The 16427-nt window shown below is 70.0% G+C and carries 15 protein-coding genes; 10 read left to right on the forward strand and 5 right to left on the reverse strand.

The window, feature by feature from the left end; translation table 11 throughout:
• Positions 1–267: 267 nt before the first annotated feature.
• The gene (locus tag AKJ13_RS16420; protein ID WP_244471631.1) at positions 268–1725 is read left to right on the forward strand and encodes a HAMP domain-containing sensor histidine kinase; all 1458 of its coding nucleotides are present in this window, start codon (positions 268–270) and stop codon (positions 1723–1725) included.
• A 4-nt stretch (positions 1726–1729) separates the two neighbouring features.
• On the opposite strand, the gene bioB is transcribed toward AKJ13_RS16420, so the two are convergent.
• Together bioB and AKJ13_RS16430 are read right to left on the reverse strand one after the other, a co-directional pair.
• Positions 1730–2731: a biotin synthase BioB gene (bioB, locus tag AKJ13_RS16425; protein WP_050734320.1), complete on the reverse strand. Its 1002-nt coding sequence runs from the start codon at positions 2729–2731 to the stop codon at positions 1730–1732.
• 84 nt (positions 2732–2815) lie between these two features.
• Positions 2816–3700: a fumarylacetoacetate hydrolase family protein gene (locus AKJ13_RS16430; protein ID WP_050734321.1), complete on the reverse strand. Its 885-nt coding sequence runs from the start codon at positions 3698–3700 to the stop codon at positions 2816–2818.
• 414 nt (positions 3701–4114) lie between these two features.
• Between AKJ13_RS16430 and AKJ13_RS16435 the strand changes: the two genes are divergently transcribed.
• Complete coding sequence (locus AKJ13_RS16435; RefSeq protein WP_244471632.1) at positions 4115–5428, forward strand: OmpP1/FadL family transporter; 1314 nt, start codon at positions 4115–4117, stop codon at positions 5426–5428.
• Between the two features lie 228 nt (positions 5429–5656).
• Here AKJ13_RS16435 and phaC read toward each other — a convergent pair whose 3' ends face one another.
• Positions 5657–7507 carry a class I poly(R)-hydroxyalkanoic acid synthase gene (gene phaC / locus AKJ13_RS16440; RefSeq protein ID WP_144426279.1) on the reverse strand — a complete coding sequence of 617 codons (1851 nt, stop codon included), beginning with the start codon at positions 7505–7507 and terminating at the stop codon, positions 5657–5659.
• Between the two features lie 141 nt (positions 7508–7648).
• Here phaC and AKJ13_RS16445 point away from each other — a divergent pair, with 141 nt between their 5' ends.
• The 4 genes from AKJ13_RS16445 (at position 7649) to AKJ13_RS16460 (ending at position 10312) form a co-directional block, all read left to right on the forward strand.
• The gene (locus tag AKJ13_RS16445) at positions 7649–8050 is read left to right on the forward strand and encodes a hypothetical protein (RefSeq protein ID WP_200905649.1); all 402 of its coding nucleotides are present in this window, start codon (positions 7649–7651) and stop codon (positions 8048–8050) included.
• 124 nt (positions 8051–8174) lie between these two features.
• The gene (locus tag AKJ13_RS16450) at positions 8175–9392 is read left to right on the forward strand and encodes an LL-diaminopimelate aminotransferase (RefSeq protein WP_039903877.1); all 1218 of its coding nucleotides are present in this window, start codon (positions 8175–8177) and stop codon (positions 9390–9392) included.
• Between the two features lie 238 nt (positions 9393–9630).
• Entirely contained in the window at positions 9631–9843 is a 213-nt protein-coding gene (locus AKJ13_RS16455; protein WP_007567016.1) for a hypothetical protein, read from the forward strand.
• 115 nt (positions 9844–9958) lie between these two features.
• Entirely contained in the window at positions 9959–10312 is a 354-nt protein-coding gene (locus AKJ13_RS16460) for a hypothetical protein (RefSeq protein ID WP_050734323.1), read from the forward strand.
• 18 nt (positions 10313–10330) lie between these two features.
• On the opposite strand, the gene AKJ13_RS16465 is transcribed toward AKJ13_RS16460, so the two are convergent.
• A complete protein-coding gene (locus AKJ13_RS16465; protein ID WP_050734324.1) occupies positions 10331–10669 on the reverse strand; it encodes a DUF3140 domain-containing protein in 339 nt (112 codons plus the stop codon).
• 186 nt (positions 10670–10855) lie between these two features.
• Between AKJ13_RS16465 and prfB the strand changes: the two genes are divergently transcribed.
• Positions 10856–11984, forward strand: a protein-coding gene (gene prfB, locus AKJ13_RS16470; protein WP_122162225.1) for a peptide chain release factor 2 whose coding sequence is annotated in 2 segments (ribosomal slippage) — positions 10856–10924 and positions 10926–11984 — 1128 coding nt in all. Because the reading frame shifts where the segments join, the coding sequence is not laid out codon by codon here.
• A gap of 159 nt (positions 11985–12143) precedes the next feature.
• On the opposite strand, the gene AKJ13_RS16475 is transcribed toward prfB, so the two are convergent.
• The gene (locus AKJ13_RS16475; protein ID WP_050734325.1) at positions 12144–13745 is read right to left on the reverse strand and encodes a gamma-glutamyltransferase family protein; all 1602 of its coding nucleotides are present in this window, start codon (positions 13743–13745) and stop codon (positions 12144–12146) included.
• A gap of 378 nt (positions 13746–14123) precedes the next feature.
• Between AKJ13_RS16475 and AKJ13_RS16480 the strand changes: the two genes are divergently transcribed.
• From AKJ13_RS16480 to AKJ13_RS16490, 3 genes are all read left to right on the forward strand, one after another.
• A complete protein-coding gene (locus AKJ13_RS16480; protein ID WP_050734326.1) occupies positions 14124–14696 on the forward strand; it encodes a PilZ domain-containing protein in 573 nt (190 codons plus the stop codon).
• 67 nt (positions 14697–14763) lie between these two features.
• On the forward strand, positions 14764–15372 hold the full coding sequence (locus tag AKJ13_RS16485) for a HupE/UreJ family protein (RefSeq protein ID WP_050734327.1): 609 nt from the start codon (positions 14764–14766) through the stop codon (positions 15370–15372).
• 126 nt (positions 15373–15498) lie between these two features.
• A complete protein-coding gene (locus AKJ13_RS16490) occupies positions 15499–16179 on the forward strand; it encodes a hypothetical protein (RefSeq protein ID WP_050734328.1) in 681 nt (226 codons plus the stop codon).
• Positions 16180–16427 lie beyond the last annotated feature (248 nt).

The raw sequence follows: 16427 nt of genomic DNA on the forward strand, positions 1-16427 counted from the left end.
GGGCGATTGAGCGGCACGCCGGGACGGAACGCCGCTCTGGGTGCCCGCCCACGTGCCCGCCCGCTTGGCCGTGGACGTTCTTCGAGGTGTTCCAAGGTACATGCAACCTCAGCGTCATCGTGCTCGTATAGTGCGCGCGGGAATGCGCCTGTGTTCCCGCCTTCGAAGTGATGGCGCCCCGAACATGTCCCGCGCGAAGGCCGGAAACGGCTCGAGCTTTCATGATCCCTACGTCGCCCGCCCGCCGCAATGCCAGGTCGGAGCGTGATGAGCGTGGCCGTCGAATCCGACACGGTCGCGGCTGCGGCGACCGCCGCGGTCGCCGCGTCGCGCGAGGTGCCCGAGCGGCCCCCGGCGCGCCTGGGCCTGTCCGGCCGGCTGTTCCTGGTCACCGTCGCCTTCGTGGTGGTGGCGGAGGTACTCACCTACGTGCCGGCGGTCGCCAATTATCGGGTCGAGTGGATGTCGGACCGGGTCGCGGCCGCGCAGGTCGCCGCCCTGGTCCTCGACGGCCGCACCGGCGAGCCGGTCTCGGAGGCGGTGGAGAGCCGGCTGCTCGCCGGGGTCAACGCCCGGGCGATCGCGGTGCGGGGCGGCGGCGCCCAGCGGCTGCTCGCTATCGAGCCGGTGCCCGAGACGGTCGCCGACACCGTCGACCTGCGCGACGTCACCGCCTGGTCGACCATTCGGGGCGCCTGGCGGACCCTGGTCGCGCCGGTGCGTGAACCGATCCGGGTGATCGGGGAGGGGGGCATCGGCTTCGACCGGGTCGAGGTCCTGCTCGACGAGGCGCCCCTGCGCGCCGCGATGATCGACTACGCCCTGCGGCTGCTGGTCTCCTCGCTGATCATCGCGGCCTCCGCGGCCGGGCTGGTCTTCGTGGTCCTGCAAGTGCTGATCGTGCGCCCGGTGAGGCGGCTGGCCACCAGCATCACCGCCTTCGCGGAGAACCCGGAGGATGCCGGCCGGATCATCGCGCCGTCCCGCCGCCGCGACGAGATCGGCCAGGCGGAACTGGCGCTCGGGCGGATGCAGCGGATCCTGGCCGATCAGCTCCGCCAGAAGCGGCGCCTCGCCGAGCTGGGGCTCGCGGTCAGCAAGGTCAGCCACGAGCTGCGCAACCTCCTGACCGGCGCGCAACTCCTGGGCGATCGGCTGGAGGATACCGCCGACCCGATGGTCCAGCGGGTGGCGCCGCGGCTGGTCGCGGCCATCGCCCGGGCGATCCGGTTCTGCGAAGCGAGCCTGGCCTACGGGCGCGTCTCCGAACGCGCGCCGACGTTAAGCTGCACGCCGCTGGCCCCGCTCTTCGCCGAGTTGCCGGATCTCGCCGCGCTCGCGTCGCATCCCGTTCGCGTGAGCGTGGCGGCCGGCGAATGTCGCGTCCAGGCCGATCCGGAGCAGCTTGCCCGGGCGCTCGCCAACCTGGTCCGCAACGCGGTCCAGGCGCTCGACGGCGCCGGAATGCCCGACGCCGAGGTTCGGGTCGCCGCCACCCGCGAGGAGCCGGGCCGGGTGACCATCCTGGTGACCGATAACGGCCCGGGCCTGCCGGCGCGGGCCCGGGAGAACTTGTTCTCGCCGTTCCAGGGCTCGGCGCGCTCGGGCGGCACCGGCCTCGGCCTGCCGATCGCCGCCGAGCTGATCGGCATCAACGGCGGCAGCCTGACCCTCGATCCGGGCGAGGGCGGGGCCCGGTTCCGGATCGTGCTGGCGGAAGCGTGAGACCCTATTCTGCCGCGGCGAGGATCGGCTCGGCGACCCGGATGCCGAGATCCTGCAGCAGGGCCGCGTCGGAATCCGCCTCGTTGTTGGCGGTGGTGAGCAGGCGCTCGCCGTAGAAGATCGAGTTGGCCCCGGCGAGGAAGCACAGGGCCTGCGCCTCTCGGCTCAGGGCCTTGCGCCCGGCGCTCAGGCGGACCCGGGCCTTGGGCATGACGATGCGGGCGGTGGCGCACATCCGCACCATGTCGAACGGATCGACCGGCGTGGCCGTGTCGCCGAGCGGCGTGCCGGGGACGGCGGCCAGGGCGTTGATCGGCACGCTCTCCGGGTGCGGCGCGTGGTTGGCCAGCACCTGCAGCATCGCGACCCGGTCGCCGACTCCCTCGCCGAGGCCGATGATGCCGCCGCAGCAGACGCCGATGCCGGCCTCGCGGACCCGCTCCAGGGTATTCAGGCGGTCCTCGTAGGTGCGGGTCGAGACGATCTTGTCGTAATAGTCCGGCCCGGTATCGAGGTTGTGGTTGTAGGCGGTGAGCCCCGCCTCGGCCAGGCGCTCGGCCTGGCTGGCGGTCAGCATGCCCAGCGTGACGCAGGCCTCCATCCCGAGACCGCGCACGCCCCGCACCATGTCGAGCACGGAGTCGAATTCCGCGCCGTCCCGCGGGCTGCGCCAGGCCGCGCCCATGCAGAAGCGGGTCGCGCCGTTGGCCTTCGCGGCCGCGGCTTCGGCCAGCACTGTCTCCACCGGCATCAGGCGCTGGCGCGGCAGACCGGTGCCCTTGTGGTGGGCCGATTGCGAGCAGTAGCCGCAATCCTCCGGGCAGGCGCCCGTCTTGATCGAGAGCAGGCTCGCGCGCTGGACGTCGCTGGGGTCGTTGTGGGCCCGATGCACGCCTGCGGCCCGATACACCAGATCAAGCAACGGCAAATCGTGGATCGCGCGGATCTCGGCCACGCTCCAGTCGTGGCGAAAATCGGAGGCGTGCGGGTCGGCGGCTTGGCTCATGTTGTCTTCTTGAGTGGGATCGGTGGCCAAAATCAAGCGCCCTGCGGGCCGCCGCCATCCGGTGCGGAGGCGGCGGCGCCTGCGTCAGTGCGTCGGCTCGCCGGCCGAGACCTTGGCGGTCCAGTCGTCGAAGGCGATGACCTTCTGGCGCTGCTCGCCCAGGCGCTCAATGCGCAGGACCATCTCGTCACCGGCCTTGAGGTAGCGCGGCGGCTTCATGCCCAGGCCGACGCCGGGCGGGGTCCCGGTGGTGATCACGTCCCCGGGCTCCAGCAGCATGAAATGCGACGCGTAGGCGACGAGCTGGGGCACGTCGAAGATCATGGTCGCGGTCGAGCCGGTCTGGCGGCGCTCGCCGTTCACGTCGAGGCTCATGGCGAGGTTCTTGAGGTCGGGGATCTCGTCGAGCGTCACCAGCCAGGGCCCCAGCGGCCCGAAGGTCGGCGCGCTCTTGCCCTTGGTCCAGGTCGGGCCGCGCTCCAGCTGCCACTCGCGCTCGGAGACGTCGTTGCAGATGCAGGCGCCCGCCACGTAGTTCAGCGCCTCGTTGGCGTGGACGTAGCTCGCCCGGCGGCCGATGACCACGGCGAGTTCCACCTCCCAGTCAGTCTTGGCCGAGCCCTTGGGGATGATCACCGTGTCGTTCGGCCCGCACAGGCTGGACGGCGCCTTGTTGAAGATGATCGGCTCGGCCGGGATCGGCGAGCCGGTCTCGGCGGCGTGGTCGGCGAAGTTGAGACCGATCGCGACGACGTTGCGGGTGCCGCCGACGCAGGGGCCGAGCCGCACGTCGTCCGGCAGCTTCGGCAGCTTCTCGGTATCGAGGGCGCGCAGCCGGGCGAGCGATTCGGGCGCCAGCGCCGGGCCGGCAATGTCGCGCACGATGGTCGACAGATCGCGCAGGCCCCCCTGCGCATCCATGAGGCCGGGCTTCTCGTCGCCGCTCGGGCCGTGCCGGAAGAGCTTCATCGCCGCGACTCCTCATCCTTCCCTGGAACCGGTCTGCGCCGGGCGCCGGGACCATGGCCGGGCAGGACCGTCGGTGCAAGCGCTGCCGGACCCATGCGTGCCTGTGTGCGGTGTCACAACTTGGTCACATCATGGCGAAAAAGTGCAGATTTCAACGGCGATAGATTTATTGTTCATCGCGCCGACGCGCGCGCGAACAACTGTTAGACCCGTGAGAAGTCAGATTTCAATATGACGGCGTACAATAAAGCGCGCTATGCATTTTCGCTTCATCAATGACCTTCCCGCTGGCCCGAATAGAAATCGTCATTGCGATCGACCCGGGGAAACCGGCACCATGTCGGCAAGGGCGCCGGACCGGGGCACAAGGTCGAATCAGGGCGCCCGGGCTAACCAACCGGTTCGGGGGGACAGATGAGCGGGACAATGCGCGCGGCGGTGCTCGCGGCTGCTGTGGCGGCGCTCGGCGCCGGGGAGGCCCGGGCCGGAGCGTTCGGCATCCGGGAGCAGAGCACCCGGGCCCAGGGCCTGTCCTTCGCGGGTGCGGCCGCCGGTTCCGGCGGCGTCTCGTCGATGTTCTGGAACCCCGCCACCATCACGATGAACCCGGGCTTCGTCGCGGAGCAGAACCTCACCTATATCGGCCTCTCCTCCGAGATCCGGACCGCGCCCGGCACCAATCCCGGTTTCGCGGGTCTGGGCGGCTCCGGCGATATCGGGCAGGGCGCCGTGGTGCCCGCGGGGGCGACCTCCTATCAGCTCAACGACCGCCTGTGGCTCGGCCTTTCCACGGGCGCGCCCTTCGGCTTGGTCACCAAGCCGAACCCAGTCTGGGCCGGCGAGGTCTACGGGCGCTCGTCCCGGATCTTCACGCTGGCGTTCAATCCGGTAATCGGCTTCAAGGTCAACGAGTGGCTGTCGCTCGCCGCCGGCCCGAACATCGAGTATTTCCGGCTGACCTTGCGGCAGGCGCTGCCGATCCCCGGCATCGCGCCGACCCTGTATCCGAGCTCGTTCCTCAAGGGCGAATCCTGGGGTGTCGGCTTCACGGCGGGCGCCACCCTGACGCCCCGCGACGGGACTGTGATCGGCATCGGCTACCGCTCTTCCGTGCATCACGACATCGACGGGTCGATCGGCGTGCCGCTGGTGGCGCTAGCGCCGCTCGCCGGACAGGTCCGTGCCAAGCTCAACACGCCGGAGAAGCTCAGCGTCGGCCTCGTCCAGGCGATCTCGCCGGTCGCCCGGCTCAATCTCGGCTTCGAATGGGATCAGTGGTCCAGGCTTGGCACGATCGGGATCGTGTCGAACCGCCTCGGCCTGCCGGTCAGCAACCTGCCGCTGAACTACAAGGACGGCTACACCTACTCGATCGGTGCCGAATACGACGCGGCGCCCAACCTGACTCTGCGGACCGGCTTCGCCTACGAATCCTCGCCGATCGACTTCCGCAACCGCTCGGTGCGGCTGCCCGACGGCGACCGCTACATCGCCTCCGTGGGCGCGAGCTACCGCTGGAACGAGCGCCTGACCCTGAACCTGGCCTATTCGCACTTCTTCCTCGACCGCTCGCGCATCCTCGCAGGGGTCGGGCGCGACTACAACGTCAGCAACATCGCCTTCGCGGGCGTGGTCGATTCCAGCGCCGACATCGTCTCGGTGGGCTTCCGCTACATGTTCGGCGCCCCGCCTGCGGCCACACCGGCGCCGCTGATCCGGAAGTACTGAGCGGGGCGTTCGGCCTCTCATAGCGTCGCGGGCAGAGAGCGCAGGGCCCCACGCCCGGGCCGGCTGCGATGATCACATATCGGCTCGTGACAGCCGCGAGGTGCCTCCTCTCCCGCCCGGGAGAGGGAACCAGCGCTTCGTCTGGAGCCGTGTGAAGCTGATCGCCCGCACAGCAGAGGGCGCGCGATATCGTGTCCGAGCCCTTGCGCCGTCCCGGCGAAGCTCCCCTCAGGCGCGCATCCGCACGTAGGTGCCGGGGGCCGGGCCCAGCGACGGCAGCGCGTCGCCGCCCGGTTGGCGAGCTGGGACTCGCTCGGGGGCCTGGGCCTCGATCCACTGGAACCAGTAGGGCCACCACGAGCCCTTGGTCTCGACCGCCGCCGCGATCCAGTCCTTCAGCGCGCCCTTGACCGGGCCGCCGGTCCAGTAGCCGTATTTCGGCTTGGATGGCGGGTTGATCACCCCGGCTATGTGGCCGGAGCCAGCCAGGACGTAATCGACCTTGCCGCCGAAGGTCTTCGAACCCTCGAAGACCGAGATCGCCGGGGCGATGTGGTCCTCCCGGGTGGCCAGGTTGAAGACCGGCACCTGAACCTTCTTCAGGTCCAGCCGGACGTTGCCGATCACCATCCGGCCCTTGGCCAGCGCGTTCTCGAGATAGCAGTTGCGCAGGTAAAAGGCGTGGTTCGCCGCCGGCATCCGGGTGGCGTCCGAGTTCCAGTACAGCAGGTCGAACGGGGTCGGCGCCTTGCCCTTGATGTAGTTGTTCACGAAGTACGGCCAGATCAGATCGTTCGGCCGCAGCATGTTGAAGGCGTTGGCCATGCGGGTGCCCTCCAGGTAGCCCCGCTCGGCCATGCGGGCCTCGATCTGGCGGATCTGCTCCTCGTCGGCGAACACCTTGAGGTCACCCGCATGGGTGAAGTCGACCTGGGTGGTCAGCAAGGTCGCGCTCTTGATCCGCCGGTTGCCCGTGGCGGCCTGCATGGCGAGCGTCACGGAAAGCAGGGTGCCGCCCACGCAGTAGCCGGCCGCATGCACCTCGCTCTCGCCCGTGGCGACGCCGATCGCGTCGATCGCCGCCTCGATGCCCTCGCGCATGTAGGACTCGAAGTCCTTGTCGGCATGGCGCGCATCCGGGTTCACCCAGGAGATGCAGAACACCGTCAGCCCCTGATCGACCATCCATTTCAGGAAGCTCTTCTGGGGGTTGAGGTCGAGGATATAGTATTTGTTGATCCAGGGCGGCACCATCAGGAAAGGGCGCTTGAGCACGGTCTCGGTGGTCGGCGCGTACTGGATCAGCTCGATCAGGTCGTTGCGGAACACCACCTCGCCGGGGGTCACCGCGATGTTGCGGCCGACCTCGAACCCGCTCGGATCGGTCTGGCGGACGCGCAGCTGCCCGCCACCGGCCGCCAGATCCTCCTCGTACATCTTGAGGCCGCGCACGAGATTGGCGCCGCTCTCCTGCAGGGTGTGACGGATCAGCTCCGGGTTGGTCGGCAGGAAGTTCGACGGCGACAGCATGCTGGTGAGCTGGCGCAGGTAGAACTGGGCCTTGTGGCGGGTGTGCTCGTCGATGCCCTGGGCCTCGTCGACCAAGCTCTCGGCCCAGCGGGTCGCGATCAGGTAGCCCTGCTTGATGAAGTCGAAATACGGGTTGCTCGACCACTCCGCGTCGCTGAACCGGCCGTCCCGGGGCTCGGGCACCGCCACCGGCTCGGCCTCCTGGCCCTGGAGCCGCAGGTAGGTCGTGCCCCAGAGCGTCAGGAACGCCTGGGACAGCTTGGCCTGGGCCTCGGCGCTGCGGTTCGGGTCCGAGAGCCACGCCTCGGCAACCTGACCGAGCGTCTTGATCGCCTCGTTGATCTCCCCGGTCGGCCCGTTGGCCTGGGCTTCGGGCGTGAGCATGCGGGCGGCACTGCGCCCGAGCGCCTCCACGAAGTGTCCCGCGTTGCGCGACAGGGCCTCGATATCCGGCATCGGCGGCGTGGGGATGCCCTCCGGCAGGGCGCCGTTGGTCAGGGAAGTCCGTGCGGCAGCCTGGTCCGGCGCCTGCGTCCGCGGGCTCGTCACGCGTGCCTCCCTGTGTGGTGTTTCGGCTCGACTGAGCATGAGCCTCGTTTCCGACAAATTAGGGAGCGAGCGAGTGGTTGCACCAGCCCGGCCGCGCATGTCGCCGAAACATCCGCGCGTTCTTCTCATACCTTTGTGCCCATGCGCCGCGCCTTTCCGAACACCACCCCATCGACCGCCCGGCTGCCCGGCGCGCCGGCAGCGGCACGGGCGCTCGTCCTGGCGCTGCTGGCGGCGCCGCTCGCCGCCTGCTCGGGGGATACGGTGCGCACGCTCGCCACCGATGCCGGCTACGGGCCCCGGGTCGTGGCCGCGCCGGATTTCGTGACCGAGTCGCGCAGCAAGGAGCCGCCGGCCTTCATGCCGGTGGGCGTCGATGCGCCCAAGCGCCCCGTCCGGGCCAAGTCGGCCGAGGGGCAGAAGGCGCTGGAGGCCGAGCTCGAAGGCGCCCGCGGCCGCAACCAGAGCCGCGGCCGCGCCGCCGAGAGCGCCGGGCGCGGGGCGGCGGCCACGATCAAGCCGGCCCCCGCCGTGGCGCAATAACACGGCCGATCCGGCTCGGATTTTTGTGAGTCGGCGGCGGCGCGCATCTCTGATAGAGCGATTCGTTCGCGCGCCCGCCATGAACGAGAGACGCCAGATTCGGGACGCGCCGATGGACACGCCGATGACCGATTTCCACCGCATCAAGCGCCTGCCGCCCTACGTGTTCGAGCAGGTCAACCGGATCAAGGCAACCGCCCGAGCTCAAGGCGCCGACATCATCGATCTCGGCATGGGCAACCCGGACCTCGACGCCCCCAAGCACGTCATCGCCAAGCTGTGCGAGACGGCGGGCCGTCCGCGGACCGACCGCTATTCCGCCTCGAAGGGCATCGCCGGCCTGCGCCGCGCCCAGGCCGGCTATTATCAGCGCCGCTTCGGCGTGAGCCTCAACCCCGACACCCAGGTGGTGGCGACGCTGGGCTCGAAAGAGGGCTTCGCCAACATGGCCCAGGCGATCACCGCCCCGGGCGACGTCGTGCTGGTTCCGAACCCGAGCTACCCGATCCACGCCTTCGGCTTCCTGATGGCCGGCGGCGTGATCCGCTCCGTCCCGGCCGAGCCGACCCCGGCGATGTTCCCGGCCCTCGAGCGGGCGATGCGCCACTCGATCCCGAAGCCGGTCGCCCTGGTGGTCTGCTATCCGTCGAACCCGACCGCCTACGTGGCCGACCTCGATTTCTACCGGGACCTCGTCGCCTTCGCGAAGCAGCACGAGCTGATCCTGCTGTCGGACCTCGCCTACGCGGAGGTCTATTTCGACGGCAAGCCGCCGCCCTCGGTCCTGCAGGTCCCGGGCGCGATCGACTGCACGGTGGAGTTCACCTCCCTGTCAAAGACCTATTCCATGGCCGGCTGGCGCATGGGCTTCGCGGTGGGCAACGAGCGCCTGTTGGCGGCGCTCTCCCGGGTGAAGTCGTATCTCGATTACGGCGCCTTCACGCCAATCCAGGTCGCCGCCACCGCGGCCCTCAACGGGCCGGACGACTGCATCGACGAGATGCGAGCGACCTACCGCAAGAGGCGCGACGCGCTGGTGGAGTCCTTCGGCAAGGCCGGCTGGACCATCCCGGCGCCGGCGGCCTCGATGTTCGCCTGGGTGCCGATCCCCGAGCGCTACCGGGAGATGGGCAGCCTCGAATTCTCGAAGCTGCTGCTCGAGAAGTCCGACGTCGCGGTGGCGCCGGGCATCGGCTTCGGTGAGTTCGGCGACGAGTATGTCCGCATCGCGCTGGTCGAGAACGAGCAGCGGATCCGGCAGGCCGCCCGCAACATCCGCCGGTTCTTCGACGGCGGCGACAAGACCCTGCACAACGTCGTGCCGATGGCCCGGGCCGTTTGAGATCGGACTGAAGCCGTTCCCGACCGCGTCGCGATCGGGAACGGCTCCAAGGCCTTGATTTCACGCGCTCGCTCGCAGCCGAACCGGTTTCCACGCGGCTGCGAGCGCTCTAAGCCCGATTGTTGCCGCCGTGCGACAGGCCCCGTCAAAGGACCGCCCGTCCCCCGCCGGCGCTTGTCAGAGCGGATCGCGATGCGCAGGGTCCGGGGCGGGGGTCCTCCCGCGTCCCGAGAGTTGCATGCGCCGCCTGAACCTCATCGCCGCCCTGCTGCTCGCCGCGGCGGCCTCGGCCTGTGCGCCGAACCCGATCATCGCCCGGGATCCGGTGCCGGCCCCGGGCCCGACCGATGTCTACGCCTGCGATTCCAAGCCGTTGCCGGTCAACGCCTTCATGTCGGATTGCCGGCCGGTGCCGGCGAGCCCGCAGGTCGTCCTGCGCGCCCGCGGCTGAGCGGGCGGTCCAGGTTCCGGTAACCGGTCGGCCCGCAAGCGCCGGACAGGCCGCCCGCGATAAGCTAGAGTGTAGGCCTGACGCCGGCCCGGCCGGCCCCGTGACGGAGCATCGCGTGAGCACCAAGACCCTGATCGCCGCCGGATTGCTCGGCCTCGTCGCCCAGGGCGTCGCCGCCGAGCCGGCCTTCCCGCCGGGCGTCCCGCAGCCGCGCGCCTACGTGTTCACCGCCCCCAACGGCCCCTCGGTCCTGCAGGCCGACGGCTGCTGCCAGGTGATCGTGCCGCCGGGCCGCCCCGATCTCGCGGTGCCGCCGGTCCCGGTGGCTGAGGTCATGAACGGCGGCGGCTTCGGCTATTCCGGGTTCGACTACTACAACGACCAGATCACCGAGAGCCGGTTCGGCGCACAGCGGCGCCCGAAGGAGTTCGTGATCGCCCCGTCCTACATCGTCCCGCCGCGCTACTGAGCCGGCCCGGCCGGGGGCTCAATCCTTGTGCGGATCGTGGCCCCAGTTCATCAGCGACATCCGCCACGGTGAATCGGGGTCCTTGCGGGCCTCGCCGCCCTGCTTGAGATGGCGGTGGACGTAGCCCACGACCTTGCGCATCGCGGCGTAGTCGTCGTCGGTCAGATCCGCCTTCTTCTTGTCCTTGATCGCCAGGATGCGCCGGCCCATCTCGTGGCCGGTCGATTCATCGCCGTCCTTCTTCTGGCCGACCGCCTGGCTCGCCGCACCATCGAGGTGCTTGCGCAGGGCCGCCGGCGTCATGTTGACGGCCTCGCTGAATTCGCTCCACGTCTTCGCGTGATCGTCGTCCGCCATCCTGGTCGCCTCCGCGTTCCGGCCTGATCCGTCCCGGACAACGCGCGGCCCACGCACCGGCTCGCGCGCATCCCTGCGGTCGGGCGCCGCACGCTTCGGTCATCGGCGGGGCCCCGCCGTTTACAGGGCGGCCCCCGGACGGTATCACCCCGGCCCGACCCATCACCTCAAGTCCCGAAAAACCAAATGCGCGCCGAGATCGAGCAAGCCTCGGATGCCGCCAAGCAGTCTATAGGGCTGCTGAGGAGGCATCTTTGACTGGGATACCGTCGATAAACGCCTCGCGGAGCTGAACGCGGCGTCCGAGAACCCCGACCTGTGGAATGACGCCGACGCCGCGCAGAAAGTCATGCGCGAACGCCAGCAACTCGACGAGGCGGTCACCTCCATCCGCAAGCTGGAGCGCGACCTCGAGGACGGCGCGACGCTGATCGAACTCGGCGAGATGGAGGGCGACGAGGCCTCGATCCGCGAGGGCGAGGCCGCGATTCTCGCCGTCGAGAAGGAGGCCGCGAGCCGCCAGGTCGAGACCCTTCTCTCGGGCGAGGCCGACGCCTTCGACACCTATCTCGAAGTCCATGCCGGTGCCGGCGGCACCGAGAGCCAGGACTGGGCAAACATGCTCCAGCGCATGTACGCCCGCTGGGCCGAGCGCCGGAAGTACAAGGTCGAGATCGTCGAGTGGTCGGACGGCGAGGAAGCCGGGATCAAGGGCGCCACGCTCCTGATCAAGGGCCACAATGCCTATGGCTGGCTCAAGACCGAGTCCGGCGTGCACCGGCTGGTGCGGATCTCGCCCTACGATTCCAGCGCCCGGCGGCATACCAGCTTTGCCAGCGTCTGGGTCTACCCGGTGATCGACGACCGGATCGAGATCGAGATCAAGGAATCCGACTGCCGGATCGACACCTACCGCTCGTCCGGCGCCGGCGGCCAGCACGTCAACACCACCGATTCTGCGGTGCGCATCACCCACAACCCGACCGGGATCGTGGTGGCGTGTCAGCAGGAGCGCTCACAGCACAAGAACCGCGCGACGGCGTGGAACATGCTGCGCGCCCGGCTCTACGAGGCGGAGCTGAAGAAGCGCGAGGAGAAGGCCAACGCCGAGGCGGCGGCCAAGACCGATATCGGCTGGGGCCACCAGATCCGGTCCTACGTGCTTCAGCCCTATCAGCTGGTGAAGGACCTGCGCACCGGCACTCAGTCCACCGATCCGGACGCGGTGCTCGACGGCGCCCTCGACCCGTTCATGGAGGCCTCGCTGGCCCAGCGGGTCTATGGCGGGGGCGAAGAGGTCGAGGACATCGACTGATTGTTTGCGATCGGCGCTCGTCCTGACAGGGAGGAGCGCCGGTGATCACATACCGGTCCATGCGAGCCGCAACGTGCCCCCACTCCCGTGCGGGTAAGGGGACCCGCGCTGCGTCCGGAAACCTCGATCCTGCGGCTGCGACCGCGGCTCGCCCGCCCCTCAAAACCCTAGAGCCGCCCCGTCCTTGCGCGGGTCCGAGCCCGCGACCAGCGTGCCGGCCGCGCGGTCGATCCAGATGATCTGGCCGCCGCCGAGCGGCAGGGGCGCGCGGATCGCCGGATGGCCGCGCGCGATCAGGCCGGCCATCGCGGCGTCGGAGATGCCGCCCTCCAGTTCCAGGCTGCCGCCATAGGCGAAGCTGCGCGGGGCATCGAGCGCCGCCTGCACGTCGAGGCCCCGGTCGAGGATGCCCGACAGCAGCTCGACATGGCCCATCGCCTGGTAATGGCCGCCCATCACGCCGAATGGCGCGACTGCCTGGCCGTCCTTCATGAGCATGCCCGGGATGATCGTGTGCATTGGCCGCTTGCCCGGCCCGACGCTGTTCGGGTGTCCGGCTTCCGTGCGGAACGACAGGCCGCGGTTGTGCAGCAGCACGCCGCTCTCGGGCGCCAGGATGCCCGATCCGAAGCCCTGGAACACGGAGTTGATCAGGGAGAGCGCGTTGCCGTCCCGGTCGACCACGCAGAGATAGACCGTATCCTTGTGGGCCCGCTCCTCCGCGATCTCCCGGGCGATCTCCGGATAGATCTCGGGCGGCTGGGCCCGGCTCATGTCGATCGCCCCGTGGGCGGCGGCCTTCCAGGCATCCGACAGCAGGTGCTCCACCGGCACCCGGGCGAGGTCGGCGTCGCCGAACAGCACGTCCCGGTGGTGATAGGCCTGCTTGCAGGTCTCGGCGAACAGGTGGAGCCGGTCGAGGTCCGACAGGGCGCCGACATCGTGATGCGACAGCACGTTCAGCATCATCAGCGCGGCGAGGCCCTGGCCGGCGGGCGGGCACTCGTAGACGTCGTAGCCGCGGTAACGGGTCGAGACCGGCGTGACCACGTCCGGTCGGGCCCCGGCAAAATCGTCCCGCGTGTGCAGGCCGCCGAGCTCGGTGAGCCGGCCGACCATGTCATCGGCCACCGGCCCTTCATAGAAGCCGCGCGGGCCTTCCTCGGCGATGCGCCGGAGCGTGGCGGCGAGCTTCGGCAGGCGGAAGACGCTGCCGATCGCCGGGGCCGCCCCGCCGGGCAGGTAGGTCGCGGCGGCGTGGGGATCGCCCGCGACCCGGGGAACGTTGCGCAGCCAGTCCCAGCCGACGCGCTGCTGGATCACGAAGCCGTCCTCGGCATAGCCGATCGCCGGCTGGAGCAGCTCACCCAGCGAGCGTGTGCCGTGCTGGCGCACAAGCAGGTCCCAGGCCCCGACCGCCCCCGGCACCGTCACCGCATGCGGCGAGGTCGGCGTGATGGCGACGCCGTGCTCGGCGTACCAATCGGGCGTGGCCGCGGCAGGTGCCCGCCCAGAGCCGTCGAGGGCGATCGGCGTCTTGGCGGCGGCCGGGGCGTAAAGCGCGAAACAATCGCCGCCGATGCCGGTCATCAGCGGATCGACCACGCATTGCACCGCCACCGCGGCGATGCCGGCATCGACGGCGTTGCCGCCCGCACGCAGGATCTCGATGGCCGCCAGGGTCGACAGCGGGTGCGAGGTCGCGACGGCGGCGTTGGCGGCGTAGACCGGGGAACGCCCGGGGGCGGAGAAATCTCTCACGGGAAATCCTGTCCAGTGCGATCGAGCCGCGCGGTGTTCTGCGCCGCGCGGCCAGAGAGGCGGCGGCGCGCCCCCAAGCCTCGCCCTCCCGGCGCGGGTTGACGCTGTATCATGTATTCAAGAGAGCCGCAGCGCCGGATAGGCGCGCCGATGCAGGCTCCGTGCCCGCGGCGTAGCAGGGTGGGGATCGCCACGAGGACGAGCATTCCGTGCCGGGCGGCCAACCGGGCCCCGTGTGTTCGCATATGCCATGCACGCAGGCGTTGCGGCCAAAAATCTCCGTTGGATGGAGCCCGGCGGACGAGTCAATTTTATCGGAATCCGAAACTTCTTCGCAGGCGTTCACGGCGCAGAAGCGGGCCGATGGATCGAACACCGATGACAGCCGCGACGAGCCAGCGACACGTCATCGTGCTGCCGGCGCTCTGCTGGAACGTCCGCAGGCCGGATTTCTACGCGGTCACCGCCGACGTCACCCCGGAGGGCATCCGGCTGCGCTCCTCGGCTCGCGTTGCGGCCGGTGAGGAGCTGACCTGCAGCATCCGCCATATCGGCCTGCTGGAGGTGCGGGTCACCCAGGTCGCGAGCCCGGACTTTGTCTTCCGGGTTCGGGGCGGACGCGCGGCTCTCAACGGGTTGGCCCGGGAGTTCATGACGCTGGCGCGTGCGCAGAACCGCCATCCGGAGCCGGTCCGCGTGCATCACCGCATCGTGCCGGCGCAGAAGACCGTCGAGATCACGCTCGAATGCGGCCTGGCCTTCCCGGGGCACGTCCTCAATGTCTCCGCATCCGGTATCGGCCTGCTGCTCGACCGGACGCTGGAGCTCGGCGAGACGATTCGGGTCGGCGGCCGGGCTGCCCGGGTCGTCCGCCAGTTCGAGCGCGGGATCGGGGCCGCCTTCCTGGAGCCGTTCGCGCCGGAGGCGGTCCACGCGGCCATGACCCTCTGAGCCGCGGGCCCTCGCGGAGCCGCGGGATCGGCGCTACATCCTGCGCAGAACCCGCGAAGGATTCCCGATGAAGCGCCTGCTCGCCGCTCCCCTCGTCTTGTCCCTGGCCGTCCTTCCCGCCGCGCTCGCGCTGCTGCCCCAGGCGGCTCTGGCCCATCCCGGCCACGGCGCTGCCATCGGCGCGGAGGCCGGCTTCCTGCACCCGCTGATGGGGGCCGACCACGTGCTGGCGATGGTGGCGGTCGGCCTGCTGGCCGCCCTCCGCGGCGGACGGGCGCTCTGGGCTCTGCCCCTGTCCTTCCTGGTGCTGATGAGTGCCGGCGCGGGCCTCGGCATGGCCGGCGTGGCGCTGCCCTACGCGGAGACCGGGATCGCGCTCTCCATCGTGGTGTTCGGCATGGCCGCGATCGTCGGCCTGCGGGCGCCGGTGGCGCTGCTCGCAAGCCTCGTCGGGGTGTTCGCGGTATTCCACGGCTACGCCCACGGCGCCGAGATGCCGGAAACCGCCTCGGGCCTGTCCTTCGGCTTCGGCTTCCTGGCGGCGACCGCGCTGCTCCACGCCGCCGGCCTCGGTCTCGGCATCGCCGCGGCACGGCTCGACGCGGCCCGGGCCGCACCGGCGCTCGGCGCCTGCGTCGCGGCGGCGGGTCTGGCCCTGCTGACGCTTCCGGCCTGAGCGAAACCGTCCCGGTTACATCCACTCGCAAGGGCTTGATGTCACGGGCCGGCCGGGGCTGACACGGCTGCGCCGAGTCCCAGGTCATGCACGCCGCCATCGTTCCGGCGGCGAGAGGACCTCTGCATGGCAAGACTTCCGACACTCGCCTTGGCGAGCCTGCTGACGCTCGGTGCCGCCGCCCAGGCCGCGGCACCGCCCGAGCGGCTGCGGGGCACGATCGAGGCCGTCGAGGGCGGCGGCTTCACCCTCAAGACCCTGGACGGCAAGAGCGAGCGGGTGACCCTCGCGCCGGATGCCAAGGTGTCCTGGGTCGTCCCGGCCCAGCTCGACCACATCAAGGACGGCGTGTTCATCGGCACCGCCACCAAGGGCGAGCCCCCGGTGGCCCTGGAGGTGGTGCTGTTCCCGGAATCGATGCGCGGGACCGGCGAGGGCCATTACGACTGGGACGTGATCCCCGATCACACCGGCGGCACGGCGGTCAAGAGCACGATGACCAACGGCACCGTGAAGGCGGCCGCGCCCGCGTCGGACGCTCCCCGGGTGAAGAGCGCGATGACCAACGGCACCGTGAAGGCGAGCGGGACAGGCGCGGAACGCACGCTCACGGTCGATTACGGCAAGGGCCAGTCGATGAAGATCCTGGTCCCGCCGCAGGCCCCGGTGGTCACCTTCGAGCCGGCTGATGCGGCCGCGATCTCCGCCGGCGCTAAGGCGTTCGTGGTCGCCGCGCGCGGCGAGGACGGCACGATCACGGCGCGCCGCGTCGCGGTCGGCAAGGACGGCCTGACGCCGCCCATGTGAGGCGAGGCGGGGCGGATCGCTCCGGAAACCGCACGAGTCCCAATCACGGTTCATGCCCGTACGCCCCGGCCTTCTCACGCGGCCGGGGCGGCCGGGTTCGTGCCCGGTTCGACAGCACCCGTGCTGCCTCAGCAAGCATATCATTACATCCGGCAAGCTGTTGCCGGCTAAGGCGTTCTGATATTGTTGCCGGGCGGCAACATCGCACAGGAACCAATTTAGCCGAGCTGAAATCTGATTGATCGGCG

It is taken from the genome of Methylobacterium sp. ARG-1, assembly GCF_001262595.1.
GTDB lineage: Bacteria > Pseudomonadota > Alphaproteobacteria > Rhizobiales > Beijerinckiaceae > Methylobacterium > Methylobacterium brachiatum.

What these genes read in the sequence shown, in the direction of transcription:
- AKJ13_RS16420 (WP_244471631.1), top strand. Translation starts at nt 268, where the DNA reads ATGAGCGTGGCCGTCGAATCCGACACGGTCGCGGCTGCGGCGACCGCC.
- bioB (WP_050734320.1), bottom strand. Translation starts at nt 2,731, where the DNA reads ATGAGCCAAGCCGCCGACCCGCACGCCTCCGATTTTCGCCACGACTGG.
- AKJ13_RS16430 (WP_050734321.1), bottom strand. Translation starts at nt 3,700, where the DNA reads ATGAAGCTCTTCCGGCACGGCCCGAGCGGCGACGAGAAGCCCGGCCTC.
- AKJ13_RS16435 (WP_244471632.1), top strand. Translation starts at nt 4,115, where the DNA reads ATGAGCGGGACAATGCGCGCGGCGGTGCTCGCGGCTGCTGTGGCGGCG.
- AKJ13_RS16445 (WP_200905649.1), top strand. Translation starts at nt 7,649, where the DNA reads ATGCGCCGCGCCTTTCCGAACACCACCCCATCGACCGCCCGGCTGCCC.
- AKJ13_RS16450 (WP_039903877.1), top strand. Translation starts at nt 8,175, where the DNA reads ATGACCGATTTCCACCGCATCAAGCGCCTGCCGCCCTACGTGTTCGAG.
- AKJ13_RS16455 (WP_007567016.1), top strand. Translation starts at nt 9,631, where the DNA reads ATGCGCCGCCTGAACCTCATCGCCGCCCTGCTGCTCGCCGCGGCGGCC.
- AKJ13_RS16465 (WP_050734324.1), bottom strand. Translation starts at nt 10,669, where the DNA reads ATGGCGGACGACGATCACGCGAAGACGTGGAGCGAATTCAGCGAGGCC.
- AKJ13_RS16480 (WP_050734326.1), top strand. Translation starts at nt 14,124, where the DNA reads ATGACAGCCGCGACGAGCCAGCGACACGTCATCGTGCTGCCGGCGCTC.
- AKJ13_RS16485 (WP_050734327.1), top strand. Translation starts at nt 14,764, where the DNA reads ATGAAGCGCCTGCTCGCCGCTCCCCTCGTCTTGTCCCTGGCCGTCCTT.
- AKJ13_RS16490 (WP_050734328.1), top strand. Translation starts at nt 15,499, where the DNA reads ATGGCAAGACTTCCGACACTCGCCTTGGCGAGCCTGCTGACGCTCGGT.